At 70.2% G+C, this 25,872-nt stretch carries 22 protein-coding genes; 20 read left to right on the forward strand and 2 right to left on the reverse strand.

Going from position 1 to position 25,872, the window contains the following annotated elements:
* Positions 1-11 precede the first annotated feature (11 nt).
* The 13 genes from ACWIHY_RS20735 to ACWIHY_RS20795 all read left to right on the forward strand — a co-directional run bounded on the left by ACWIHY_RS20735 (position 12) and on the right by ACWIHY_RS20795 (position 14,390).
* On the forward strand, positions 12-1,769 hold the full coding sequence (locus tag ACWIHY_RS20735; protein ID WP_454377119.1) for a UDP-N-acetylmuramoyl-L-alanyl-D-glutamate--2,6-diaminopimelate ligase: 1,758 nt from the start codon (positions 12-14) through the stop codon (positions 1,767-1,769).
* Positions 1,766-3,196 carry a UDP-N-acetylmuramoyl-tripeptide--D-alanyl-D-alanine ligase gene (locus tag ACWIHY_RS20740; protein WP_454377120.1) on the forward strand — a complete coding sequence of 477 codons (1,431 nt, stop codon included), beginning with the start codon at positions 1,766-1,768 and terminating at the stop codon, positions 3,194-3,196. Before ACWIHY_RS20735 ends, ACWIHY_RS20740 begins: the two co-directional genes overlap by 4 nt.
* Positions 3,193-4,263: a phospho-N-acetylmuramoyl-pentapeptide-transferase gene (gene mraY, locus ACWIHY_RS20745; RefSeq protein ID WP_454377121.1), complete on the forward strand. Its 1,071-nt coding sequence runs from the start codon at positions 3,193-3,195 to the stop codon at positions 4,261-4,263. Before ACWIHY_RS20740 ends, mraY begins: the two co-directional genes overlap by 4 nt.
* Complete coding sequence (gene murD / locus ACWIHY_RS20750; RefSeq protein WP_454377122.1) at positions 4,260-5,678, forward strand: UDP-N-acetylmuramoyl-L-alanine--D-glutamate ligase; 1,419 nt, start codon at positions 4,260-4,262, stop codon at positions 5,676-5,678. Before mraY ends, murD begins: the two co-directional genes overlap by 4 nt.
* Before the next feature lie 60 nt (positions 5,679-5,738).
* Entirely contained in the window at positions 5,739-7,121 is a 1,383-nt protein-coding gene (gene ftsW, locus ACWIHY_RS20755; protein WP_454377123.1) for a putative lipid II flippase FtsW, read from the forward strand.
* A gap of 6 nt (positions 7,122-7,127) precedes the next feature.
* Positions 7,128-8,222 (forward strand): undecaprenyldiphospho-muramoylpentapeptide beta-N-acetylglucosaminyltransferase, encoded by a 1,095-nt coding sequence (gene murG / locus ACWIHY_RS20760; protein WP_454377124.1) that lies wholly within the window; start codon positions 7,128-7,130, stop codon positions 8,220-8,222.
* Between the two features lie 37 nt (positions 8,223-8,259).
* The gene (locus ACWIHY_RS20765) at positions 8,260-9,075 is read left to right on the forward strand and encodes a cell division protein FtsQ/DivIB (RefSeq protein ID WP_454377125.1); all 816 of its coding nucleotides are present in this window, start codon (positions 8,260-8,262) and stop codon (positions 9,073-9,075) included.
* 272 nt (positions 9,076-9,347) lie between these two features.
* A complete protein-coding gene (ftsZ, locus tag ACWIHY_RS20770; RefSeq protein WP_454377126.1) occupies positions 9,348-10,571 on the forward strand; it encodes a cell division protein FtsZ in 1,224 nt (407 codons plus the stop codon).
* A complete protein-coding gene (gene pgeF / locus ACWIHY_RS20775; protein ID WP_454377127.1) occupies positions 10,568-11,302 on the forward strand; it encodes a peptidoglycan editing factor PgeF in 735 nt (244 codons plus the stop codon). The genes ftsZ and pgeF overlap by 4 nt, the downstream gene beginning before the upstream one ends.
* 3 nt (positions 11,303-11,305) lie before the next feature.
* On the forward strand, positions 11,306-12,025 hold the full coding sequence (locus ACWIHY_RS20780; protein WP_454377128.1) for a YggS family pyridoxal phosphate-dependent enzyme: 720 nt from the start codon (positions 11,306-11,308) through the stop codon (positions 12,023-12,025).
* A gap of 140 nt (positions 12,026-12,165) precedes the next feature.
* Entirely contained in the window at positions 12,166-12,783 is a 618-nt protein-coding gene (locus ACWIHY_RS20785) for a cell division protein SepF (protein WP_454377129.1), read from the forward strand.
* A gap of 70 nt (positions 12,784-12,853) precedes the next feature.
* Entirely contained in the window at positions 12,854-13,138 is a 285-nt protein-coding gene (locus ACWIHY_RS20790; RefSeq protein WP_138902161.1) for a YggT family protein, read from the forward strand.
* 49 nt (positions 13,139-13,187) lie between these two features.
* The gene (locus tag ACWIHY_RS20795; RefSeq protein WP_454377130.1) at positions 13,188-14,390 is read left to right on the forward strand and encodes a DivIVA domain-containing protein; all 1,203 of its coding nucleotides are present in this window, start codon (positions 13,188-13,190) and stop codon (positions 14,388-14,390) included.
* A gap of 297 nt (positions 14,391-14,687) precedes the next feature.
* On the opposite strand, the gene ileS is transcribed toward ACWIHY_RS20795, so the two are convergent.
* Positions 14,688-17,831, reverse strand: coding sequence for an isoleucine--tRNA ligase (gene ileS, locus ACWIHY_RS20800; RefSeq protein WP_454377131.1), 3,144 nt, complete (start codon positions 17,829-17,831; stop codon positions 14,688-14,690).
* Positions 17,832-18,394: 563 nt separating this feature from the next.
* Here ileS and ACWIHY_RS20805 point away from each other — a divergent pair.
* The 6 genes from ACWIHY_RS20805 (at position 18,395) to ACWIHY_RS20830 (ending at position 24,173) form a co-directional block, all read left to right on the forward strand.
* Positions 18,395-19,189: a TraR/DksA family transcriptional regulator gene (locus ACWIHY_RS20805; RefSeq protein WP_454377132.1), complete on the forward strand. Its 795-nt coding sequence runs from the start codon at positions 18,395-18,397 to the stop codon at positions 19,187-19,189.
* Between the two features lie 96 nt (positions 19,190-19,285).
* Positions 19,286-19,882 carry a signal peptidase II gene (gene lspA / locus ACWIHY_RS20810; protein ID WP_454377133.1) on the forward strand — a complete coding sequence of 199 codons (597 nt, stop codon included), beginning with the start codon at positions 19,286-19,288 and terminating at the stop codon, positions 19,880-19,882.
* A 17-nt stretch (positions 19,883-19,899) separates the two neighbouring features.
* The gene (locus tag ACWIHY_RS20815; RefSeq protein WP_454377134.1) at positions 19,900-20,841 is read left to right on the forward strand and encodes an RluA family pseudouridine synthase; all 942 of its coding nucleotides are present in this window, start codon (positions 19,900-19,902) and stop codon (positions 20,839-20,841) included.
* Between the two features lie 11 nt (positions 20,842-20,852).
* Entirely contained in the window at positions 20,853-21,341 is a 489-nt protein-coding gene (locus tag ACWIHY_RS20820; protein ID WP_454377135.1) for a GNAT family N-acetyltransferase, read from the forward strand.
* A 169-nt stretch (positions 21,342-21,510) separates the two neighbouring features.
* Positions 21,511-22,533 carry a glycoside hydrolase family 5 protein gene (locus tag ACWIHY_RS20825; RefSeq protein WP_454377136.1) on the forward strand — a complete coding sequence of 341 codons (1,023 nt, stop codon included), beginning with the start codon at positions 21,511-21,513 and terminating at the stop codon, positions 22,531-22,533.
* A gap of 53 nt (positions 22,534-22,586) precedes the next feature.
* Positions 22,587-24,173, forward strand: coding sequence for a Na+/H+ antiporter (locus ACWIHY_RS20830; RefSeq protein WP_454377137.1), 1,587 nt, complete (start codon positions 22,587-22,589; stop codon positions 24,171-24,173).
* A 3-nt stretch (positions 24,174-24,176) separates the two neighbouring features.
* On the opposite strand, the gene ACWIHY_RS20835 is transcribed toward ACWIHY_RS20830, so the two are convergent.
* The gene (locus tag ACWIHY_RS20835) at positions 24,177-25,268 is read right to left on the reverse strand and encodes a mechanosensitive ion channel family protein (RefSeq protein WP_454377138.1); all 1,092 of its coding nucleotides are present in this window, start codon (positions 25,266-25,268) and stop codon (positions 24,177-24,179) included.
* A gap of 31 nt (positions 25,269-25,299) precedes the next feature.
* On the opposite strand from ACWIHY_RS20835, the gene ACWIHY_RS20840 reads away from it, so the two are divergent.
* Positions 25,300-25,869, forward strand: coding sequence for a dienelactone hydrolase family protein (locus ACWIHY_RS20840; protein WP_454377139.1), 570 nt, complete (start codon positions 25,300-25,302; stop codon positions 25,867-25,869).
* The last annotated feature ends 3 nt before the right edge of the window (positions 25,870-25,872 follow it).

Consider the following 25,872-nt stretch of genomic DNA (forward strand, 5'->3'; position numbering starts at 1 on the left):
CAGGACCACCAGTGACAACCATCACCCGGAACCCCGGGAACCACGAAGACCCCGATGCGCGCAGCGCCCCCTCTCCCTCCCGTCTCCCGCCACCACCCGCAACCGACAGCGATGCGCGTCGGCACCCCTCGTTTCGCGGGGGGCCGGGTACGCCCGGTACGCTCACCGCCGTGCCACACGCTGATCAGTCCCAAACCACCCAGAAGGACGCCCCGGTGACCTACCCCGGGGCGCCCCGGCCGGTCCAGGTCCGCCCGACACCCCTCGGGGAGCTGGCCGAACGGCTGGGTATCGAGACCCGGGCCGCCGAGAGCGCCGCCGAGGTCACCGGTATCACGCACGACTCCCGCGCGGTCAGGCCAGGTGATCTGTACGCCGCCCTGCCCGGGGCGCGCCTCCACGGCGCGGACTTCGCCACGCAGGCGGCGGGACTCGGCGCGGCCGCGATCCTCACCGATCACGCCGGCGCCGCGAGGGCCGAGGCCACGGGCCTGCCGGCCCTGGTCGTCGACGACCCGCGCGGCCGGATGGGTGAGCTCGCCACCGAGATCTACGGCCACCCCGGCGACGCCCTGCTCCAGCTCGGCATCACCGGCACGTCCGGCAAGACCACCACGGCGTACCTCGTCGAGGGCGGTCTGCAGGCGGCCGGGAGGAAGACCGGTCTGATCGGTACGGTCGAGATGCGCATCGGCGACGAGCGGATCAAGTCCGAGCGCACCACCCCCGAGGCCACCGACCTCCAGGCCCTCTTCGCCGTCATGCGCGAGCGAGGCGTCGAGGCGGTCGCCATGGAGGTCTCCAGCCACGCGCTGGTGCTCGGCCGGGTCGACGGCTGCGTCTTCGACGTCGCCGTCTTCAACAACCTGAGCCCCGAGCACATGGAATTCCACTCCGACATGGAGGACTACTTCCAGGCGAAGGCGCGTCTCTTCACCCCGGAGCGCAGCCGGACCGGCGTCGTGAACTTCGACGACGAGTACGGCCGCCGGCTCATCACCGAGTCGGGCGTCCCCGTCACCTCCTTCTCGGCCGAGGGCCACCCGGACGCCGATTGGCGCGCCGAGGGCGTCGAGGTCGGCCCGTTCACCAGTACCTTCACGGCGGTCGGCCCCAAGGGCGAGCGCGTCACCGCGACCGCCCCGCTGGCCGGCCCCTTCAACGTCGCCAACACGCTCGCCGCGATCGTCACGCTCGCCGTGGCCGGCGTCGACCCGCAGACCGCCGCCGACGGCATCGCCGCCGTCCCCGGCGTACCGGGCCGCCTGGAGCGCGTGGACGCGGGCCAGCCGTACCTCGCCGTCGTGGACTACGCCCACAAGACGGACGCCGTCGAATCGGTACTGCGCGCCCTGCGCAAGGTCACCGAGGGTGAGCTGCACATCGTGCTCGGCTGCGGCGGCGACCGCGACAAACAGAAGCGGCCGTCGATGGGCGCCGCAGCGGCCCGCCTCGCCGACACCGCCGTACTGACCTCCGACAACCCGCGCTCCGAGGACCCCCTCGCGATCCTCGCCGCCATGCTCGCGGGCGCCGCCGAGGTCCCCGCGCACGAGCGCGGCGACGTCCTGGTCGACGCCGACCGGGCCTCGGCCATCGCGGCGGCGGTCGCCCGCGCCAAGCCGGGCGACACCGTGCTCGTCGCGGGCAAGGGCCACGAGCAGGGTCAGGACCTCGCCGGAGTGGTACGCCCCTTCGACGACCGCCAGGTGCTCCGCGCCGCGATCCGCAGCGCCGGATCGGCCCACGACGGCGGGGTGACCCGGTGATCGCACTCTCCCTCGCCGAGATCGCCGGAATCACCGGCGGGCAGTCGCACGACATACCGGACAGCGGCCTCCAGGTCACCGGCCCTGTCGTCATCGACTCCCGCGAGGTGCAGCCCGGCAGCCTGTTCGCCGCCTTCGCCGGCGAGAACGTCGACGGCCACGACTACGCCGAGCGGGCCGTCGCCTCGGGCGCCGCGGCCGTTCTGGCCACCCGCCCCGTCGGCGTTCCGGCCGTCGTCGTGGATGACGTCACCGAGGCGCTGGGCGCCCTGGCACGCGCCGTCGTCGGACGGCTCGGCACGAAGGTCGTGGCGCTCACCGGCTCGGCCGGCAAGACGTCCACCAAGGATCTGATCGCCCAGCTGCTGGAGCGCAAGGCCCCCACGGTCTGGACGCCCGGCTCCCTCAACAACGAGATCGGCCTGCCGCTCACCGCCCTGCGCGCCACCGAGGAGACCGAGCACCTGGTCCTCGAAATGGGCGCGCGCGGCATCGGCCACATCCGCTACCTCACCGAGCTGACCCCGCCGCGCATCGGCCTCGTACTGAATGTCGGAACCGCCCACATCGGCGAGTTCGGCGGCCGCGAGCAGATCGCCGAGGCCAAGGGCGAAATGGTCGAGGCGCTGCCGACGGCGGAAGCGGGCGGGGTGGCCGTGCTGAACGCCGACGATCAGCTCGTGCGGGCCATGGCCGCTCGCACAAAGGCCCGGGTGGTGCTCTTCGGCGAGGCCGCAGATGCGGACGTACGGGCCGAGAATGTCCGGCTCACCGGGAGCGGACAGCCGGCCTTCAGCCTTCACACACCCACCGGGTGCAGTGACGTGACCATGCGGCTGTACGGTGAGCACCACGTGTCGAACGCGCTCGCCGCGGCCGCCGTCGCCCATGAGCTGGGCATGTCCGTGGACGAGATCGCCACCGCGCTCTCCGAGGCGGGCACGCTGTCCCGCTGGCGCATGGAGGTCACCGAGCGTCCTGACGGCGTGACAGTCGTCAACGACGCCTACAACGCGAACCCCGAATCCATGCGAGCCGCCCTGCGCGCGCTCGCGGCAATGGGCCGGGCCTCTCAGGCAAAGGGGGGGCGTACGTGGGCGGTGCTCGGCCAGATGGCCGAGCTCGGTGACGATTCGCTCGCCGAGCACGACGCGGTCGGACGGCTCGCCGTCCGGCTCAACGTCAGCAAGCTCGTGGCAGTCGGGGGCAGGGAAGCGTCCTGGCTGCAGCTGGGCGCTTACAACGAGGGTTCGTGGGGTGAGGAGTCGGTGCACGTGTCCGACGCACAGGCGGCGGTCGACCTGTTGCGCAGTGAGCTGCGTCCGGGGGACGTCGTGCTGGTGAAGGCTTCCAGGTCGGTCGGTCTCGAGCGGGTCGCGCAGGCGCTCCTCGACCACCGCACCGAGGGCGAGGTCGCCGGCCGATGAGGCAGATCCTCTTCGCGGGAGCCATCGGGCTCTTCCTGACCCTGATCGGGACCCCGCTGCTCATCAAACTGCTGGCCCGCAAGGGTTACGGGCAGTTCATCCGGGACGACGGTCCGCGCGGCCACCACGGCAAGCGCGGCACCCCGACCATGGGCGGCATCGCCTTCATCCTGGCCACGCTCATCGCGTACGCCCTGGCGAAGGTGATCACCGGCGAGAAGCCGAGCGCCTCCGGCCTGCTGGTGCTCTTCCTCATGGCAGGCATGGGCCTGGTCGGCTTCCTCGACGACTACATCAAGATCGTCAAGCAGCGTTCGCTGGGCCTGCGGGCCAAGGCGAAGATGGCCGGACAGCTGATCGTCGGTATCGCCTTCGCGGTGCTGGCCCTGCAGTTCAAGGACTTCCGCGGCCTCGCCCCGGCGTCCACCAAGCTGTCCTTCGTCCAGGACTTCGGCTGGTCCATCGGCCCGGTGCTGTTCGTCGTCTGGGCGCTGTTCATGATCCTGGCGATGTCGAACGGTGTGAACCTCACCGACGGCCTCGACGGACTCGCCACCGGCGCCTCCGTGATGGTCTTCGGCGCGTACACCTTCATCGGTCTGTGGCAGTTCCAGGAGTCCTGCGCGGACGCGCTGAGCCTGACCAACCCGGATGCCTGTTTCGAGGTACGGGATCCGCTGGACCTCGCGGTCGTCGCCGCCGCCCTCATGGGCGCCTGCTTCGGCTTCCTGTGGTGGAACACCTCGCCCGCGAAGATCTTCATGGGAGACACCGGCTCGCTCGCCCTCGGCGGCGCGCTCGCGGGTCTGGCGATCTGCTCGCGCACCGAGTTCCTGATGGCGCTCCTCGGCGGCCTGTTCGTCCTCATCACGATGTCCGTCGTGATCCAGGTCGGCTCGTTCAAGATGACCGGCAAGCGCGTCTTCAAGATGGCGCCGCTCCAGCATCACTTCGAGCTCAAGGGCTGGTCCGAAGTCCTTGTGGTGGTCCGCTTCTGGATCATCCAGGGCATGTGCGTGATCGTCGGCCTCGGGCTCTTCTACGCGGGCTGGGCGGCCGACAAGTGACAGAAGTGACCTGGGCCGGCAAGCGGGTGACCGTCGCGGGTCTTGGCGTCTCCGGGATCCCCGCGGCACGTGTGCTGCGGGGCCTCGGGGCCCACGTCACGGTCGTCAACGACGGTGACGACGAGCGCTCCCGCGCCCAGGCCGCCGAACTCGAGGCCCTGGGCGTCACCGTGCGCCTCGGCGACGGCGCGACCCTCCCCGAGGGCACCGAGCTCATCGTCACCGCGCCGGGCTGGAAGCCCGACAAGCCGCTCTTCCTGGCTGCCGCCGAGGCGGGCGTGGAGATCTGGGGCGACGTCGAGCTGGCGTGGCGCCTGCGCGGCCCCGACGCCGCTCCCTGGCTCGCCGTCACCGGCACCAACGGCAAGACCACGACCGTACGCATGCTGGCCTCCATCCTGGAGGCCGCCGGCCTGCGTACCGCCGCCGTCGGCAACATCGGCGTATCCCTGCTCGACGCCGTCCTCGGCGACGAGCGGTACGACGTCCTGGCCGTCGAGCTCTCCAGCTACCAGCTGCACTGGGCGCCCTCGCTGCGCGCCCACTCCGCGGCCGTGCTGAACCTCGCGCCCGACCACCTCGACTGGCACGGCTCCATGGCGGCGTACGTCGCCGACAAGGGCCGGATCTACGAGGGCAACCAGGTCGCGTGCGTCTACAACGTGGCCGACCCGGCGACCGAGGCCCTGGTCCGCGAGGCCGACGTCGAGGAGGGCTGCCGCGCGATCGGCTTCACCCTCGGCCCGCCCGCGCCCTCCCAACTCGGTGTCGTCGACGGCATCCTGGTCGACCGCGCCTTCGTCGAGAACCGGCAGAAGAACGCGCAGGAGCTGGCGGAGGTCTCCGACGTCAACCCGCCCGCCCCGCACAACATCGCCAACGCCCTCGCGGCCGCGGCCCTCGCCCGTGCCTACGGCGTCGAGCCCGCCGCCGTACGCGACGGACTGCGGGCCTTCCGCCCCGACGCCCACCGCATCGAGCATGTCGCGGACGTGGGCGGTGTCGCGTACGTCGACGACTCCAAGGCCACCAACACCCATGCCGCCGAGGCCTCCCTGGCGGCGTACGACCCCATCGTGTGGATCGCCGGCGGCCTCGCCAAGGGCGCAACTTTCGACGAGCTCGTCGAGAAGTCGGCGAAGCGGCTGCGCGGCGCCGTCCTCATCGGTGCCGACCGCGCCCTGATCCGCGAAGCCCTCGCGCGACACGCCCCCGAGGTACCGGTGGTCGACCTCGACCGGACCGACACTGGGGCGATGTCGGCGGCGGTCCGCGAAGCGGCGCGGCTCGCACAGCCCGGGGACACGGTCCTGATGGCCCCGGCCTGCGCCTCCATGGACATGTTCACCAACTACAACAAGCGTGGCGAGGCATTCGCCGACGCCGTACGCGAGTTGGCTCCGGAGCGCGACTAGCGGACCGGTCCCCGCGCCACGGACCGGCCGGCGCAGCTCATGAGTGGAGGGGACACCGAGATGTTGGCCGACGACAGTGCCCCGCGCGCCCGCACCGCGCTGCGCGGGCGCCCGGGTGCGGCCGGGGCACGGACAGCCCGCCGTCCCGCCGCCGTACGCCGTCGCACGCTCCTGTCCGGACCGCCCGGTGAGAACCGGCTGCGCCGCCTGTACGAGCAGGCGCGCCGCACCTGGGACCGCCCTCTGACGGCGTACTACCTCATCCTGGGCAGCGCTCTGCTGATCACCGTGCTCGGCCTCGTGATGGTCTACTCGGCGTCGATGATCAAGGCGCTGGAGCTGTCGCTCCCCGCCTCGTACTTCTTCCGCAAGCAGTTCGTCGCGGCGGTCATCGGAACGGCTCTGCTGCTCGCCGCCTCCCGGATGCCCGCCAAGCTGCACCGCGCGCTGTCCTACCCGCTGCTGGCCGTGACCGTCTTCCTGATGGTGCTCGTCCAGATCCCCGGGATAGGAGTCGCCATCGGCGGCAACCAGAACTGGATCTCGCTCGGCGGCCCCTTCATGCTCCAGCCCAGCGAGTTCGGCAAGCTGGCCCTCGTGCTGTGGGGGGCCGACCTGCTCGCCCGCAAGCAGGAGAAGCGGCTGCTGACCCAGTGGAAGCACATGCTGGTACCGCTCGTCCCCGTCGCCTTCCTGCTGCTCGGCCTGATCATGCTCGGTGGCGACATGGGTACGGCGATCCTCCTCACCGCGATCCTCTTCGGCCTGCTCTGGCTCGCGGGAGCGCCCACCCGGCTCTTCGCCGGCGTACTCGGCTTCGCGGCCTTCGTCGGCTTCGTCCTCATCAGCAGCAACGCCAACCGGATGTCGCGGCTCGCCTGCACCGGCGCGACCGACCTCGGCCCGAAGGGTGAATGCTGGCAGGCGGTGCACGGAATCTATGCTCTCGCCTCGGGCGGATGGTTCGGTTCCGGGCTGGGGGCAAGTGTGGAGAAATGGGGTCAACTCCCAGAGCCGCACACCGACTTCATCTTCGCGATCACCGGTGAGGAACTGGGTCTGGCGGGGACGCTGTCGGTACTCGCCCTCTTCGCGGCTCTAGGCTATGCGGGTATCCGCGTGGCCGGACGCACGGAGGACCCCTTCGTGAGGTACGCCGCGGGAGGTGTGACCACCTGGATCACGGCGCAGGCCGTGGTCAACATCGGTGCGGTGCTCGGTCTGCTGCCGATCGCCGGTGTCCCGCTCCCGCTGTTCTCGTACGGGGGCTCCTCCCTGCTGCCGACCATGTTCGCCGTAGGGTTGCTGATCGCCTTCGCGCGAGAGGATCCCGCTGCGAAGGCCGCCCTCGCCATGCGAAGGACTGTCCTTGGCAAAGGGGCCGGGGTGAGATGGAAGACGATGAGACGGCGCGTCAAGAAGCGTCCGTCCGGAGAGCGGTGAATTTCGGTGCATGTCGTACTCGCCGGTGGGGGGACCGCCGGCCACATCGAGCCCGCGCTTGCCCTCGCGGACGCACTGCGGAGGCAGGACCCTTCCGTGGGCATCACAGCCCTCGGCACGGAGCGCGGACTTGAGACCAGGCTCGTACCCGAGCGCGGCTACGAACTCGGGCTGATCCCCGCGGTCCCGCTGCCCCGCAAACCCACCCCGGAACTGATCACCGTCCCCGGGCGGCTGCGCGGCACCATCAAGGCCGCCGAGCAGATCCTGGAGCGTACGAAGGCGGACTGCGTCGTCGGCTTCGGCGGGTACGTCGCGCTGCCCGGCTACCTCGCGGCCAAGCGCCTCGGCGTACCGATCATCGTCCACGAGGCCAACGCCAGGCCCGGTCTGGCCAACAAGATCGGCTCGCGCTACGCGCACGCCGTGGCCGTCTCCACCCCCGACAGCAAGCTGCGCGGCGCCCGCTACATCGGCATCCCGCTGCGCCGCACCATCGCCACCCTCGACCGGGCCCGGGTCCGCCCGGAGGCGCGCGCCGCCTTCGGCCTCGACCCGAACCTGCCGACGCTGCTGGTCTCCGGCGGCTCGCAGGGCGCGCGGCGCCTCAACGAGGTCGTCCAGCAGGTCGCACCGGTGCTCCAGCGCTCCGGCATCCAGATCCTGCACGCGGTCGGACCCAAGAACGAACTGCCGCGCGTGGACAACATGCCCGGGATGCCGCCCTACATCCCGGTACCGTACGTGGACCGGATGGACCTCGCGTACGCCGCGGCCGACATGATGCTCTGCCGCGCGGGCGCGATGACCGTCGCCGAACTCTCCGCCGTCGGGCTCCCGGCCGCCTACGTCCCGCTGCCCATCGGCAACGGCGAGCAGCGGCTCAACGCCCAGCCGGTGGTCAACGCCGGAGGCGGACTGCTGGTCGACGACGCGCAGCTGACGCCCGAGTGGGTGCAGAGCCAGGTGATCCCGGTCCTCGCGGACCCGCACCGGCTGTTCGAGATGAGCCGCGCCGCCGCCGAGTTCGGCCGCCGGGACGCCGACGACCTGCTCGTCGGCATGGTGTACGAGGCGATCGCCGCACGCAGGGCCGGCTGAACGGCCCACCGACGCAGGTGCCAGGAGGCGACAGGGAGTGGCCGGACCGACGACCGCCCAGCGCGGTGAACGACAGGCGCAGGGGTCGTCGGCGGCCCGCCCGCCGCGCGGCCGTCCCGGTCGGGACGGAGCCGGCCGCCCGTTCCGGCTGCCCGGGCGCGGCGCCCTGATCCTGGCACTCGTCCTGGCGGTGCTGCTCACATCCGGCGGAATCTGGGTGCTCTACGGCTCTTCCTGGCTGCGCGTCGAGCAGGTGAAGGCGTCCGGCACACAGGTTCTGACGTCCGACGAGGTGCTGGAGGCGGCGGCGGTCCCGGTCGGAGCGCCCCTGATCTCGGTCGGCACCGACGAAATCGAGGACCGGCTGCGCCGGAAATTGCCCCGTATCGACTCGGTGGAAGTCGTTCGCTCATGGCCGCACGGCATTGGTCTGAAAGTGACGGAGCGAAAGCCGGTACTGCTCATGAAAAAGGGCGCAAACTTCATCGAAGTGGACGACGAGAGTGTGCGGTTCGCCACGGTCGCGAAGGCGCCCGAGGGTGTGCCACTGCTGGAACTGTCGTCCGGCGACTCCCCGAGTCTGCGCCGTTTCGGAGCAGACCGGCTGCTGCGCGAGGCGGTGCGGGTCACGGGCGACCTGCCCGAGTCCGTCGCACTCGACGTGCGGACCGTCCAGGTCGGCTCCTACGACTCCATCACCCTGGGGCTCAAGAGGGACCGTACTGTCATCTGGGGCAGCGCCGAGCAGGGCGAGGTGAAGGCGCGCGCACTGAAGGCGCTCATGAAAGCAGCACCGGGAGCCGGGCTCTTCAATGTGAGTGCGCCCACCGCCCCCGCAGCGTCGGGTAGTTGACGGTCATACGTGCTGGCCAGCACCCTGGTTGGCCAGCGATATGGGTGATCACATAGGGTGAAAAGAAAAACGGGAGGTTCGGCGTGTTCGTTGAACGTGCGCCACTTGTCGACTTAGTGTCCTGTTCGGAGAGTCCAAGGAACAGACACACTGGTAACCCTAAACTTCACCGTTAGGGTTCGGGTCGGCGTTCGGACCGTCCCAATCGGCATCAGTCGTCGCGGCGCTGCAACCCCGCGGCGGCACGTAACTCGAGGCGAGAGGCCTTCGACGTGGCAGCACCGCAGAACTACCTCGCAGTCATCAAGGTCATCGGTGTCGGCGGCGGTGGTGTCAATGCCATCAACCGAATGATCGAGGTCGGTCTCAAGGGCGTCGAGTTCATCGCGATCAACACCGACGCGCAAGCTCTGTTGATGAGCGACGCCGACGTCAAGCTCGACGTCGGACGTGAACTGACCCGCGGCCTCGGCGCCGGAGCCAACCCGGCAGTCGGCCGCAAGGCGGCAGAGGACCACCGCGAGGAGATCGAGGAGGTCCTCAAGGGGGCCGACATGGTCTTCGTCACCGCGGGCGAAGGCGGTGGCACCGGAACCGGTGGCGCACCCGTCGTCGCCAACATCGCGCGCTCGCTCGGCGCCCTCACGATCGGCGTGGTCACCCGCCCGTTCACCTTCGAGGGCCGGCGGCGCGCGAACCAGGCGGAGGACGGCATCGCCGAACTCCGCGAAGAGGTCGACACCCTCATCGTCATCCCGAACGACCGGCTGCTGTCCATCTCGGACCGTCAGGTCAGCGTGCTGGACGCCTTCAAGTCGGCGGACCAGGTCCTGCTGAGCGGCGTCCAGGGCATCACCGATCTCATCACCACCCCCGGCCTCATCAACCTCGACTTCGCCGACGTCAAGTCGGTCATGTCCGAGGCCGGTTCGGCCCTCATGGGCATCGGCTCGGCGCGCGGCGACGACCGCGCGGTGGCGGCGGCCGAGATGGCGATCTCCTCGCCGCTCCTGGAGGCGTCCATCGACGGCGCCCGTGGCGTGCTGCTCTCCATCTCCGGCGGCAGCGACCTCGGTCTCTTCGAGATCAACGAGGCCGCGCAGCTGGTGAGCGAGGCCGCCCACCCCGAGGCCAACATCATCTTCGGCGCGGTCATCGACGACGCGCTGGGCGACGAGGTACGGGTCACCGTCATCGCCGCGGGCTTCGACGGCGGACAGCCGCCGGCCCGTCGCGAGAACGTACTCGGTGCCAGTTCGGGGGCGGCCGCCAAGCGCGAGGAGCCCGCGCCGTCCCGCGCCGCGGAGACCTCGCGGCCCGTCGGCGGCATCGGCACGGTTCCCCCGCGCGAGCGCGAGGAGCCGGCCCCGGCCCAGGCCGAGGCCGCGCCGGTGAGCGAGCTGCCGAACACGCCGGTCTCGCCGCCGCACGTACCGCCGGCCCGTCCGTACGACAGCCAGGCCGAAGAGCTGGATGTCCCGGACTTCTTGAAGTGACAGTGCAGCACGACGCGATACACGTGGACGGCGCCCACTTCGCCTTCACCGACAGGTGGGGCGGGGTGAGCGCCGTTCCGTACGAGCAGCTCAACCTCGGCGGCGCGGTCGGCGACGACCCCGCGGCCGTACGCGGCAACCGGGAACTGGCAGCCAAGTCGCTCGGGCTCGACCCGGACCTGGTCGTCTGGATGAATCAGGTGCACGGGCGGGACGTGGCCGTGGTCGAAGGCCCGTGGGGCGCGGAGATTCCCTCCGTCGACGCGGTCGTGACCGCCCGGCGCGGGCTCGCCCTCGCCGTACTCACCGCGGACTGCACGCCCGTTCTGCTCGCCGACCCGGTGGCCGGTGTCGCGGCCGCCGCTCACGCCGGACGCCCCGGCATGGTCGCGGGGGTCGTCCCCGCCGCCGTCGAGGCGATGATCACACTGGGCGCCGATCCTTCCCGTATCACCGCGCGTACGGGGCCCGCCGTCTGCGGCCGCTGCTACGAAGTCCCGGCGGGAATGCGGGACGAGGTCGCGGACGCCGTGCCCGCGGCCTGGTCGGAGACCAGTTGGGGCACGCCGGCCGTCGATGTGAGCGCCGGAGTGCACGCCCAGCTCGATGCGCTCGGCGTACGCGACCGGTGGCAGTCGCCGGTGTGCACGCTGGAGTCGGGCGACCACTTCTCGTACCGCCGCGACCGCACCACGGGGCGGCTCGCCGGATATGTCTGGCTGGATGGATAGGGCATGACGGACCGTAAGTCTCAACTCGCCGCAAATCTGGCGCAGGTGGAGGAACGTATCGCCTCCGCGTGCGCGGCGGCGGGACGGGCGCGTGAAGAGGTGACGCTGATCGTGGTCACCAAGACGTACCCCGCGAGTGATGTGCGCCTGCTCGCCGAGCTCGGCGTACGCCACGTCGCGGAGAACAAGGACCAGGAAGCGGCCCCCAAGGCGGCCGAGTCGCGGGACCTGCCGGTCAGCTGGCACTTCGTCGGACAGCTTCAGACCAACAAGGTCCGTTCTGTGGCGAGTTATGTCGATGTGGTGCAGTCCGTGGACCGGGTGAAGCTCGTCACCGCTCTGTCGACGGCGGCGGTACGGGCCGAACGCGAGCTCGACTGCCTCATCCAGGTCGCCCTCGACGCGGAGTCGGGCGAGCGGGGGGAGCGCGGAGGCGTCGCGCCGGACGGCATCGAGGAGTTGGCCGCGAAGGTGGCCGAAGCCCCCGGTCTGAGGCTCGGCGGTCTGATGACCGTCGCGCCGCTCGCCGGACCGTACGCGGGACGCGAACAGGCGGCGTTCGAGCGGCTGATGGAATTCTCATCCAGCCTGCGCGCGGCTCATCCTGCTGCGAACATGGTCTCGGCAGGGATGAGTGCGGACCTTGAGCAGGCCGTGGCCGCCGGGGCGACACATGTACGCGTCGGTACTGCGGTACTCGGAGTCCGACCCCGGCTCGGGTAACGTCGCGAAGCAAGTCGGACCACAGCAGAAAATATGGTCATTCCCACTGATAGGTGGGCGGGCCGAGTGGATCGCGGGCACTTGGTGACGCTGCACGTTGGCAACAAGGGCGATCCACCACAGAGCGGAGGACTCAGAGAATGGCCGGCGCGATGCGCAAGATGGCGGTCTACCTCGGCCTCGTGGAGGACGATGGGTACGACGGCCGGGGTTTCGATCCCGATGACGATTTCGAACCCGAGCCGGAGCCCGAGCGGGAGCACCGCCGGCACCAGCCCCCGCACCAGGAGCGGCACGAAGAGCCGGTCCGCGTGGTGCAGCCGCCCGCGCAGCGCGAGCCTGCGCCCCACCCCGCTCCGCATCCCGCGGAAATCGGACGACCGGCACGAATCGCCCCCGTGGCATCCATCACACCTGAACGTCCGAACCTGGAGAAGAACGCACCGGTGATCATGCCCAAGGTTGTGTCCGAGCGGGAGCCGTACCGCATCACCACGCTGCACCCGCGGACCTACAACGAGGCCCGTACCATCGGGGAACACTTCCGTGAGGGCACTCCGGTGATCATGAACCTGACCGAGATGGACGACACGGACGCGAAGCGACTTGTCGACTTCGCGGCGGGACTCGTCTTCGGCCTGCATGGCAGCATTGAACGAGTGACGCAGAAGGTGTTCCTGTTGTCGCCTGCTAACGTCGATGTCACGGCGGAGGACAAGGCCCGTATTGCAGAGGGCGGTTTCTTCAACCAGAGCTGAGACACGACAACGGGAACGAACCCGGCCGGGAGGCCGGAACCACGAGAGCACGGGGAGAGGGAAGCGCGAGATGAGCGTCGCACTACAGGTGATCTACATCGCGCTGATGTGCTTCCTGATCGTCCTGATCTTCCGGCTGGTCATGGATTACGTCTTCCAGTTCGCGCGCTCATGGGAACCCGGCAAGGCGATGGTGGTCGTTCTGGAGGCCACTTACACTGTCACCGATCCACCGCTCAAGCTTCTGCGGCGGTTCATTCCGCCGCTGCGTCTCGGGGGCGTGGCACTCGACCTGTCCTTCTTCGTTCTGATGATCATCGTTTACATCCTGATCAGCATCGTGATCAGGCTGTGAGCGATACGGTCTTGCCGACTGCCGACGACTACGTAGAGGTGAAGTAGAGATGCCGTTGACCCCCGAGGACGTGCGGAACAAGCAGTTCACGACCGTCCGCCTCCGAGAAGGCTATGACGAGGACGAGGTCGATGCCTTCCTCGACGAGGTCGAAGCTGAACTGACGCGCCTGCTGCGCGAGAACGAGGATCTTCGCGCGAAGCTGGCCGCCGCGACGCGTGCCGCCGCGCAGAACCAGCAGCAGCAGGGTATGCGCAAGCCGCCGGAGCAGCAGGATCGTCCCGGCGCTCCCGTGCCTGCGGCCATATCCGGCCCGCCGGTCCAGCAGCAGCCCCCGCAGATGGGTCCGCCCCAGCTGCCCGGTGGCGCTCCGCAGCTGCCCGCCGGTCCCAGCGGCCACGGCCAGCAGGGTCAGCACGGCCAGGGCCAGCTCGGGCAGGGTCAGCTCGGCCAGGGCCAGCACGGTCAGGGCCAGCACGGTCCCGGTCCGATGGGCCAGGGCCAGATGCAGGGCCAGATGCAGGGCCAGATGGGCCAGCAGATGGGTCAGCAGATGGGCCAGGGCATGGGTGGTCCGATGGGCGGCCCCATGGGCGGTCACGGTCCGCAGCTCCCGCAGCCCGGTCAGGGCCCCGGCGGCGACAGCGCCGCGCGTGTGCTCTCGCTGGCGCAGCAGACCGCCGATCAGGCGATCGCCGAGGCCCGTTCCGAGGCCAACAAGATCGTCGGCGAGGCCCGCAGCCGCGCCGAGGGTCTGGAGCGGGACGCCCGTGCGAAGGCTGACGCGCTGGAGCGGGACGCGCAGGAGAAGCACCGCGTAGCGATGGGCTCGCTGGAGTCGGCCCGCGCGACGCTGGAGCGCAAGGTCGAGGACCTGCGTGGCTTCGAGCGCGAGTACCGGACCCGCCTGAAGTCCTACCTGGAGAGCCAGCTGCGTCAGCTGGAGACCCAGGCGGACGACTCGCTGGCTCCGCCGCGTACGCCGGCGACCGCGTCGCTGCCGCCGGCCCCGCAGATGAGCGGGTCCATGGCGCCGGCCGGTGCGGGTGCGATGGGGCACTCCATGGGTGGCAACCCGTCGATGGGCGGCCACGGTGGCCCCTCCTCGAACGGTCCGTCGTACGGCGGCCAGCAGCAGATGTCGCCGGCGATGACTCAGCCGATGGCGCCGGTTCGGCCGCAGGCGCCGCAGCCGATGCAGCAGGCTCCTTCGCCGATGCGCGGGTTCCTGATCGACGAGGACGACAACTGACGGCCGTGCGCGCGCTGAGCGCGTAGCCGTCGGCAGGCTGAGGGCCGGGCCCCGGGGATTCTTCCCCCGGGGCCCGGCCCTTTTGCGTGGGGGCACGCGGGCGGGTGCGGGCGTGGCCCTGGCCTGGGCTGATGCGCCTCCGCGATGCGGGCCGGCGGCGCCCGCGGCGGGCTTGTTCCCCCACCGGCTCCTTCCCGAACTGGGAGCAAGCCCCGAGACCCCCGGACGCCCTGCTGTCGTGACCTCGAACGCGGAAGGGCCCGGCCGACAGCGTCGGCCGGGCCCTTCCGCCCGCTGTTACGCCTCGGTCTTGCGGAGGCGGAAGGTCAGGGACAGGGGCTCGTCCGTGAAGGGGGCGCCGTACGTGGCGTCCGCCTCGGCCTCCGCGAAGTCCAGCGCCAGCACCTCGTCCGCGATCAGGGCCGCGTGCTCGGTGAGGGCCTCCGCCGTCTCGGGGGAGTCCGCCGACCACCGGACCGCGATGCGGTCCGCGACGTCCAGGCCGCTGTTCTTGCGCGCCTCCTGGATCAGCCGGATCGCGTCACGGGCCAGGCCTGCCCGCCGCAGTTCCGGAGTGATCTCCAGGTCCAGCGCGACCGTCGCGCCGGAGTCGGACGCCACCGACCAGCCTTCGCGCGGCGTCTCGGTGATGATCACCTCGTCGGGGGAGAGGGAGACCGTCTCGCCGTCGACCGTGACCGTCGCCGTGCCCCCGCGCAGGGCCAGGGAGAGCGCGGCGGCGTCCGCCTCGGCCACCGCCTTGGCCACCGCCTGGACACCCTTGCCGAAGCGCTTGCCCAGAGCGCGGAAGTTCGCCTTGGCGGTCGTGTCGACCAGCGAGCCGCCCACCTCCGAGAGGGAGGCGAGCGAGGTGACGTTCAGTTCCTCGGTGATCTGGGCCTGGAGCTCGGCCGTCAGGGACTCGAAGCCCGAGGCCGCCACCAGGGCGCGGGACAGGGGCTGGCGGGTCTTGACACCCGACTCGGCTCGCGTCGCGCGGCCCAGCTCGACCAGGCGGCGTACCAGCGCCATCTGGCGGGAGAGGGTGGGGTCGATGGAGGAGAGGTCCGGCTCGGGCCAGGTGGAGAGGTGGACCGACTCCGGGGCACCCGGCGTGACGGGCACGATCATGTCCTGCCAGACCCGCTCTGTGATGAACGGGGTGAGAGGAGCCATGAGGCGCGTGATCGTCTCGACCACGTCGTGCAGGGTCCGCAGGGCCGCCTTGTCGCCCTGCCAGAAGCGGCGGCGCGAGCGGCGCACGTACCAGTTCGAGAGGTCGTCGACGAAGGCGGACAGGAGCTTGCCCGCCCGCTGGGTGTCGTAGGACTCCAGGGCCTGCGTGACCTGGTCCGTCAGGGCGTGGAGCTCGGACAGGAGCCAGCGGTCCAGGACCGGGCGGTCCGCCGGAGCCGGGTCCGCGGCGCTGGGGGCCCAGCTCGACGTACGGGCGTACAGCGCCTGGAAGGCGACGGTGTTCCAGTACGTGAGGAGCGTCTTGCGCACGACCTCCTGGATCGTGCTGTGGCCGACCCGCCGGGCCGCCCAGGGGGAGCCGCCGGCCGCCATGAACCAGCGGACCGCGTCGGCGCCGTGCTGGTCCATGAGCGGGATGGGCTGGAGGATGTTGCCCAGGTGCTTGGACATCTTCCGGCCGTCCTCGGCGAGGATGTGGCCCAGGCAGACGACGTTCTCGTACGAGGACTTGTCGAAGACCAGGGTGCCGACCGCCATCAGCGTGTAGAACCAGCCGCGGGTCTGGTCGATCGCCTCCGAGATGAACTGCGCCGGGTAGCGCTGCTCGAAGAGCTCCTTGTTCTGGTACGGGTAGCCGTACTGCGCGAACGGCATCGACCCCGAGTCGTACCAGGCGTCGATGACCTCGGGGACGCGCGTCGCCGTCAGCGAGCAGCCCTCGCCGGTGCAGGGGAACGTGACCGCGTCGATGTACGGGCGGTGCGGGTCCAGCCCCGACTGGTCGGTGCCCGTCAGGTCGGAGAGCTCGGCCAGCGAGCCGACGCACGTGAGGTGGTCGTCCTCGCAGCGCCAGATGGGCAGCGGGGTGCCCCAGTAGCGGTTGCGGGAGAGCGCCCAGTCGATGTTGTTGTTCAGCCAGTCGCCGAAGCGGCCCTGCTTCACCGACTCGGGGAACCAGTTCGTCTTCTCGTTCTCGCGCAGCATCGCGTCCTTGACCGCGGTGGTCCTGATGTACCAGGACGGCTGGGCGTAGTAGAGGAGCGCGGTGTGGCAGCGCCAGCAGTGCGGGTAGCTGTGCTCGTACGGGACGTGCCGGAAGAGGAGGCCGCGGTTGCCCAGGTCGTCGGTGAGGGCCTCGTCGGCCTTCTTGAAGAACTGGCCGCCGACGAGGGCGACTTCCGGGGAGAACGTGCCGTCGGCGAGCACCGGGTTCACGACCGGCAGGCCGTACGCCCGGCAGGTCCTGAGGTCGTCCTCACCGAAGGCCGGGGCCTGGTGGACCAGACCCGTGCCGTCCTCGGTGGTCACGTAGTCGGCGTTCACCACGAAGTGGGCCTCGGACGGGAACTCCACCAGGGCGAAGGGGCGCTCGTACGACCAGCGCTCCATCTCGGCGCCCGTGAAGGACCGGCCGGTCGCCTCCCAGCCCTCGCCCAGGGACTTCTCCAGGAGGGGCTGGGCCACGACCAGCTTCTCCTCGCCGTTCGTGGCGACGACGTAGGTGACGTCGGGGTGCGCCGCGACCGCCGTGTTGGACACCAGGGTCCAGGGAGTCGTCGTCCAGATGAGCAGCGACGCCTCGCCCGCGAGCGGGCCCGAGGTCAGCGGGAGGCGGACGAAGACCGAGGGGTCGACGACCGTCTCGTACCCCTGTGCCAGCTCGTGGTCGGACAGGCCGGTGCCGCATCGGGGGCACCAGGGGGCGACGCGGTGGTCCTGGACCAGCAGGTCCTTGTTGAAGATCTCCTTCAGGGACCACCAGACCGACTGGACGTACGACGGGTCCATGGTCCGGTACGCGTCGTCGAGATCGACCCAGTAGCCCATGCGGGTCGTGAGCTCGGCGAAGGCGTCGGTGTGGCGGGTCACCGACTCGCGGCACTTCGCGTTGAACTCCGCGATGCCGTACTCCTCGATGTCCTTCTTGCCGTTGAAGCCCAGTTCCTTCTCGACGGCGAGCTCGACCGGCAGGCCGTGGCAGTCCCAGCCGGCCTTGCGGGCGACGTGGTAGCCGCGCATGGTCCGGAAGCGCGGGAAGACGTCCTTGAAGACGCGGGCCTCGATGTGGTGCGCGCCCGGCATGCCGTTGGCGGTGGGCGGGCCCTCGTAGAACACCCACTCGGGGCGACCCTCGGACTGTTCGAGACTCTTCGAGAAGACCTTGTTCTCGCGCCAGAAATCGAGCACGGCGTGCTCGAGCGCGGGCAGGTCGACCTGGGCGGGCACCTGGCGGTACAGCGACATCGATTCCTCCGGCGGACTGTGACTTCCGTCGGAGGGACGAGAGTCGTGCTCCCGCGGTACCACCCTCCTTGGCCCCGGGCGGCGCCCGTGACCCCCTCATTGGGGCAGCGATGCCGGTTCTACTGGCCTTGCGCCCGTGGGCGGAGCCCACTGTTCAAAGCTTTCTTCCGGCGGCTCAGGGGTGATGCTTCACGCCGCGCTCGCCGCCGGGCTCACACCGTCCCCGGATCGCTCTTGGCTGCGTACGACGCTACTCGTCCCCTTCGAGGCCTTTCGCTGCGCCCAGTGTACGGGCCGGGGGGCCGGTCGGCCGCCCGGTTTCCGCGCGGCGCCCGAAGGTGCGCCGATAGCCCGAATGGCCACACGCGGCGCCCCCGGCTCCGGCCGCGCCTTCCGGAGCGGATTACCGGGCGGAGAGCTGGGCACAACCGATGCAGGCTCATCGCGTCCGGCGCGCGGCAGGGCTCAACCGGCGGCGTGCCCCGTTGCCGCGGGGCTGGAGTCGACTTATCGTCCCAGCACGATGCGCGAGCAAGATCACAATATGTGAAGGGGCCGCGGCCATGGTGGCTAAGAAGACCGCCGCACAGAGCGCAGACGGGACCGGCTCGGCGGAGAACGAGACCGTCGCGAGCGAGGCCGTCGCGAAGAAGGCCGCTGCCAAGAAGACCGCCGCGAAGAAGACCGCCGCCAAGAAGGCGGCACCGGCCAGGAAGGCCGCACCGGCCAGGAAAGCGGCGCCGGTCAAGTCGGCCAGGACGGCCAAGAAGGCACCTGCCGAGAAGGCGGCTGCGAAGAGGGCCGCTCCTGCGGCCAAGGGGGCGGCCCAGGCCGCGGAAGAGACAGGAGCCAAGACGGTGGTTGCGAAAAAGGCTGCGAGCAGGACCACGGCCGCCAAGAAGGCGGTCCCGGCCACGGTGACGGCGCTCCCCACGACCGGGACGGTCGCCCCGGTGGCTCCCGGCGAGCTCGCGGTCAGGCCGGGCGAAGATCCATGGACCCCGGAGGAGGTCGCCGAGGCGCGGGCCGAGCTGGAGAAGGACGTCGCCGGGCTCCGGGCGGAGATCATCGCGTCGGAGGAGGCGGTGACCGGCCTGATGCGGGACTCGGGGGACGGCGCGGGCGACGACCAGGCCGATACCGGCACCAAGAACATCTCCCGGGAGTACGAGCTGGCGCTGGCGGCCAGCGCCCGTGAGCGCCTGGAGCAGACGGAGCGGGCCCTGGAGCGGCTGGACGCGGGGACGTACGGGCTCTGCGAGGTCTGCGGCAAGCCGATCGGCAAGGCGCGCATGCAGGCGTTCCCGCGTGCCACGCTGTGCGTGGAGGACAAGCAGAAGCAGGAGCGCCGGTACTGACTCCGCCACGGCGGGGTCGCACGCGGTCACCGAGGCCGTCCGTACGTGTGTGCCGTACCCTCGTCCTCAGTCAGGCACCTAGGTTGAGGGACTCACGTGGCAGAGGCGGAGCGCATCATCGGTACGCCGGATACCCCCGAGGCCGGGGGAGCCGAGCCGGAGGAGTCCTCCGATGCGGCCGTCCCCGACGAGCAGCCGGCGAGCAGGGGCAAGCGGAAGATCGCTGTGCTGTTCAGCGTGGCCCTCGTGGCCTATCTGCTCGATCTGAGCAGCAAGATGCTCGTGGTGGCCAAACTGGAGCACCACGAGCCGATCGAGGTCATCGGTGACCTGCTGAAGTTCGAGGCGATCAGGAACGCGGGCGCCGCGTTCGGCATCGGCGAGGCCTTCACCGTCATCTTCACGGCCATCGCGGCCTCGGTGATCGTGGTGATCGCCCGGCTCGCGCGCAAGCTCTACAGCCTGCCCTGGGCCATCGCGCTCGGGCTGCTGCTCGGCGGCGCGCTCGGCAATCTCACCGACCGGATCTTCCGCTCGCCCGGTGTCTTCAAGGGCGCTGTGGTGGACTTCATCGCTCCGGCGAACTTCGCGGTCTTCAACCTCGCGGACTCCGCGATCGTGTGCGGCGGCATCCTCATTGTGATCCTGTCGTTCCGGGGCCTGGACCCCGACGGGACTGTTCACAAGGACTGACAAGGCATACTCGACGGGTGAGTACCATTCCCGAGTTCCGCACCCTGCCCGTTCCCGATGGCCTTGAGGGCGAGCGCGTCGACGCCGCCATTTCCCGGATGTTCGGGTTCTCCCGCACGAAGGCGGCCGAGCTTGCCGCCGCCGGGAAGGTTCAGGTCGACGGGTCGGTGGTCGGGAAGTCCGAGCGGGTCCGGGGCGGGGCCTGGCTCGAGGTGGAGATGCCGCGGGCCGCAGCCCCCGTACAGATCGTCGCCGAGCCCGTCGAGGGCATGGAGATCGTGCATGATGACGACGACATCGTCGTCATCGACAAGCCCGTCGGCGTCGCCGCCCACCCCAGCCCCGGCTGGACCGGCACCACCGTGATCGGCGGCCTCGCCGCCGCCGGTTACCGCATCTCGACCTCGGGCGCCTCCGAGCGCCAGGGCATCGTGCACCGCCTCGACGTGGGCACGTCGGGTCTCATGGTCGTGGCCAAGTCGGAGCGGGCGTACACGCTGCTCAAGGCGCAGTTCCGGGACCGGGTCGTGGTGAAGAAGTACCACGCTCTCGTCCAGGGTCACCCCGACCCGATGAGCGGCACCATCGACGCTCCGATCGGGCGCCACCCCAATCACGACTACAAGTGGGCCGTGACGGCCGAGGGCAAGCCCTCCGTCACGCACTACGACCTGATCGAGGCCTTCAGGGCGGCGTCGCTCCTCGACATCAAGCTGGAGACGGGGCGGACGCACCAGATCCGCGTGCACATGTCCGCGCACCGTCACCCGTGCGTCGGTGACACGACCTACGGCGCCGACCCGACGATGGGCAAGCGGCTCGGTCTGACGCGGCAGTGGCTGCACGCGATGCGGCTCGGGTTCGAGCACCCGTCGGACGGGCAGTGGGTCGAGTTCGAGAGCTCGTACCCCGCGGACCTGCAGAAGGCGCTGGACGTGATCCGCGCCGAGAGCGAGTGAGCGAGCGTTCCATGAGCGCGGAGCCGATGAGCGCGCCGTCGTCGTACGACGTCCGGATCGCGGAGGGGCCGGCCGACCTGGAGGCCTGTTTCGCCGTCCGCAAGCAGGTCTTCGTCGTCGAGCAGCGGGTGCCCGCCGACATCGAGTACGACGCGTACGACGCGGGCGCGGTGCACGTCCTGGCCGTGACGGCTGACGGGACGCCGCTGGGTACGGGACGGCTGCTGCACGGCCCGGCCGCGGCCGGCAAGACCGGCGGGGACACGACGGTCGGTTCGCTCGGCCGGCTGGCCGTCAGCCGCGAGGCCCGCGGACTCGGCGTCGGGGCGGCGCTGGTGCGGGCGATCGAGGACGCGGCCCGGGAGCGCGGTCTGCGCGCGGTGGACCTGCACGCGCAGACGCACGCGCTCGGCTTCTACGAGCGGCTCGGGTACGCCGGGTACGGACCGGAGTTCCCGGACGCGGGGATTCCGCACCAGGCGATGAGGCGCGCGCTGTAGGCGCAGCTCAGAACGGCTGATGGGGTCACAGCTCGGTGCTGTGGCCCCATTTTGCTTGCCCGCTAATCGTTAGGAAAGTTTCCCAACACTCTTGACGCTAACTGGAAACAACCCTAACTTTCACCCGAACTCCCGTACCGGAACCCCCACCCGAAGGGAGCACCACCCCATGCACCGACGTACGATCCGAGCGCGCAAAGCTCTGCTCACCGCCTCGGCATTCGGAATCGTGATCGCATTGCAGTCGCCCGTCGGCGCCACACCCCCCGCGCCCCCGTCCCCCGTCTCCGCCAACGGACAGCTCAAGGTCTGCGGCCGCCAGCTCTGCAACGAGGACGGGCAGGCCGTCCAGCTGCGCGGCATGAGCACCCACGGCACCCAGTGGTACTCCCAGTGCGTCACCGACGGCTCGCTCGACGCCCTCGCCGGTGACTGGCGCGCCGACGTCCTGCGCGTCTCGACGTACGTCCAGGAGGACGGCTACGAGACGGACCCCCAGCGCTTCACCGCGCTCGCCCAGAAGTTCGTCGACGGGGCCAACCGGCGCGGTATGTACGCCGTGATCGACTGGCACATGCTCGACCCGGGCGACCCGGACTTCAACCTCGCGCGCGCCAAGACCTTCTTCACCACGATGGCGAAGAGGTACAAGGACAACCCCGGTGTGCTCTACGAGATAGCCAACGAGCCCTCGGGGGTGAGCTGGTCGAAGATCAAGTCCTACGCCGAGAAGATCATCCCGGTCATCAGGGCGCAGGACCCGGACGCCGTGGTCCTGGTCGGCACACGCGCGTGGTCCTCGTTCGGCGTCTCGGAGGGATCCGACGAGCGGGAGGTGGTCGCCAACCCGGTGAACGCCTCCAACATCATGTACACCTTCCACTTCTACGCCGCCTCCCACCGGGACGAGTACCTGAACGCCCTCAACCGGGCCTCCGACCGGCTCCCCGTCTTCGTCACCGAGTTCGGCACGCAGGACTACGCCGGGGAGGGCGCCAACGACTTCGCCCAGACCCAGCGCTTCCTCGACCTGATGAAGCGCAAGAAGATCTCCTGGACCAACTGGAACTACTCCGACGACGACCGTTCGGGCGCGGTCTTCAAGCCCGGCACCTGCAACGGCGGCACCTGGACCGGCAACGGCGTACTGAAGGAAGCCGGCGTCTGGATCCGGCAGCGGATCCGGGAGTAATGGCACCCTTGGGGTCTTGATCGTCGAGATTCCGAACCGCCGGATGGTGCACCGTGGATCAATTGGCCCTGCTGTTCCTGCTGTTGCTGGGGGCCGTCGTCACGGTGCCTCTGGGGGAGCGTCTCGGGCTGCCGGCGCCGGTTCTGATGACCGTCGCCGGGATCGTCCTGGCACTGCTGCCGTTCGTGCCGAACGTCGAGGTCCCGCCCGAGTACATCCTGCCGCTGGTCCTGCCGCCCCTGCTGTACGCCGCCGTGCAGCGCACCTCCTGGCGGCAGTTCACCGCGAACATCAGGCCCATCCTGCTGCTCGCGGTGGCGCTCGTCTTCGTGACGACGGCCGCGGTGGCCGCGGTCGCCCATGCCGTCGTCCCCGGGCTGCCGCTCGCAGCCGCCATCGCGCTCGGCGCGCTGGTCGCCCCGCCCGACCCGGTCGCGGCCACCGCCGTGGCCGGGTCGCTGGGGCTGCCGCGGCGGCTCGTGTCGATCCTGGAGGGCGAGGGGCTGTTCAACGACGTGACGGCCATCGTGCTCTACCACGTGGCGATCGCGGCGGCGGTGAGCGGGACGTTCTCCTGGCCGGCCGCGGTCGGGGACCTCTTCCTCTCCGCCCTCGTCGCCGTCGTCACCGGGTTCGGGCTCGGCTGGATCACCGACAAGCTGATGAGCTACCTCGGCGACGCGACCCTCCAGATCAGCCTCACACTGCTCGCGCCCTTCGTCGCCTATGTGCTGGCCGAGGAGTTCAAGGGGTCCGGCGTGCTCGCCGTCCTCGTCATCGCGCTCTACCTCGCGGAGCACGCCGTCGACGCCGACGACGTACTCGGCCGCCTCGCCGGACAGACCTTCTGGCAGATCGTCGACACGCTGGTCACCGGGATCGCCTTCGGCCTGATCGGTCTTGAGCTGCACAACGTCTTCGGTACGGCCGACGGCCGCGTCGGCGAAATGCTCGGCTGGGGCGCGGCGATCGTCGGAGTCGTCGTCGGCGTACGGCTGGTGTGGCTGCTGCCCGCCACCTGGCTGGCCAAGCGGCTGCACACGCTCCGGGACTACGACGAGGACATCCCCGTCAGCTGGCGCGAGACGGTCGTCATGTGGTGGTCGGGCATGCGGGGCGTCGCGTCGGTCGCGCTGGCGCTCGCCATTCCGCTCCGGACGGACGACGGCTCGCCCTTCCCGGCGCGGGACGAGATCGTGTTCATCGCCTTCTCCGTCATCATGGCCACCCTCCTCGTCCAGGGGCTCACGCTCCCGTGGCTGGTGCGCAGGCTCGGCGTACGCGCGGACACGGGCGCGGAGCGCGACCTCGAACACGACCTGGCGGTACGGGCGGCCAAGGCCGCCAAGCGCAGGCTCAAGGAGATCCAGGAGGTCGAGGAGCTGCCCGACGACGTCCTGGACCGGCTGCATCGCGGGGCGCTCGACATCGGGGCCAGGATCAGCCCCGATGTCGTGGACGAGGAGCGGCGCGAGGCCTTCGCGCAGCGCGTCGAGCGGGTCAAGTCGGTGCACCGGATCCAGCGCGAGATGATGTCGGCCGCGCGGCACGAGGTGCTCTCCGCGCGGAGCGAACCGGGCGCCGACCCCGAGGTCGTGGACCGGGTGCTGCACCACCTGGACGTGCGCAGCCTCAAGTAGCGGCTATCCGCGTCCCGTGCGCGGCTCTTCGTCCGGGACCGGCGGCTTGCCGTTCGGGGGCCGGTCCGCGGGGGCGGTGGCTATGCGCGGGAGTGCGTAGGGGTGCTTCTCGGTCAGCCAGGCGATCAGATGCTCGCGTACGGTGCACCGGACCGTCCACACGTCGTCCGCGTCCTTGGCCGTGACGACCGCCCGTACCACCATGGTGTTCGGCGTCGTGTCGGTGACGGCCAGGCTCCAGTCGCGGCCGTCCCACGCCTTGCACGTGCCCAGGATCTCCTGGAGCTTCTCCCGCATCAGGTCCACCGGCGCGGTGTGGTCGAGGTGCAGGAAGACCGTGCCCGTCATCTGGGCGCCGCCGCGCGACCAGTTCTCGAACGGCTTGCTGGTGAAGTACGACACCGGCATGGTGATCCGCCGCTCGTCCCAGGTCCGTACGGCCAGGAACGTCAGCGTCACCTCCTCCACCACGCCCCACTCGCCGTCCACGACCACCGTGTCCCCTATGCGCACCATGTCGCCGAAGGCGATCTGGAAGCCGGCGAAGAGGTTGCCGAGGGTCGACTGGGCCGCGACGCCGGCGACGATGCCGATGATTCCGGCCGAGGCGAGCATCGACGTACCGACCGCCTTCATGCCGGGGAAGGTCATCAGCATCGCGCCGGCCGCCACCACCGCCACGACCGCGGTCACGATCCGCATGATCAGCGTGACCTGGGTACGGACGCGCCGAACCCGGGCCGGATCGCGGGTCGTGGAGGCGTAGCGGGCGTACGACGACTCCACGACGGCGGAGGCGATCCGTATCACCAGCCAGGCGCCGGCTCCGATCAGTACCAGGGAGAGCACCTGGCCGATTCCCGCCCGGTGGTCCTGGACGATCGTCAGGGCGGTCTTCTCGTACGCCCCTCTCAGGACGGCGGCGAGGATCAGAACCTGCAGCGGCACACGGCAGCGGCGCAGCAGGCCCCACAGTGGGGTCTCGTGGTGGCGGGCATCGGTCCGGCGCAGCAGAAGGTCGGCGGCCCAGCCGACGACCAGCGTGAGCACGACCGAGCCGCCGATGACGATCAACGGGCGCAGTACGTTCTCCATGACTCCGACGCTCAAATGGGAGGATGGCGGGATGGACATCATGCTTTTCCACTCCGTCTACGGTCTGCGCCCGGCGGTGCACGCCGCAGCAGAGCGGCTGCGTGCCGCCGGGCACCAGGTGCACGTGCCCGACCTCTTCGAGGGGCAAACTGCCGCGACCATGGAGGAGGGCGCGGTGATCAAGGACGGCATCGGACGGGACGAGCTCCTGCGGCGCGCCGTCGTCGCCGCCGCCCCGCACTCCGAGAACGGTCTGGTGTACGCCGGTTTCTCCTTCGGCGGCTCCGTCGCGCAGAACCTCGCGCTCGGTGACGAGAAGGCCCGTGGCCTGCTGCTTCTGCACGGGACGTCGGACATCGCCGACGACGCCGCGGCGCATGATCTGCCCGTACAGCTGCATGTCGCGGAGCCGGATCCCTTCGAGTCCGACGACTGGCTGAACGCCTGGTATCTGCGGATGCGGCGGATCGGCGCGGACGTGGAGATTTATCGCTATCCGGGAGCCGGCCACCTCTACACCGACCCGGATCTGCCGGACTACGACGCCGATGCCGCCGCGCAGACGTGGAAGGTCGCCGCCGGGTTCCTGGCGACGCTCTGACGG

Source organism: Streptomyces sp. NPDC055287 (assembly GCF_053646035.1).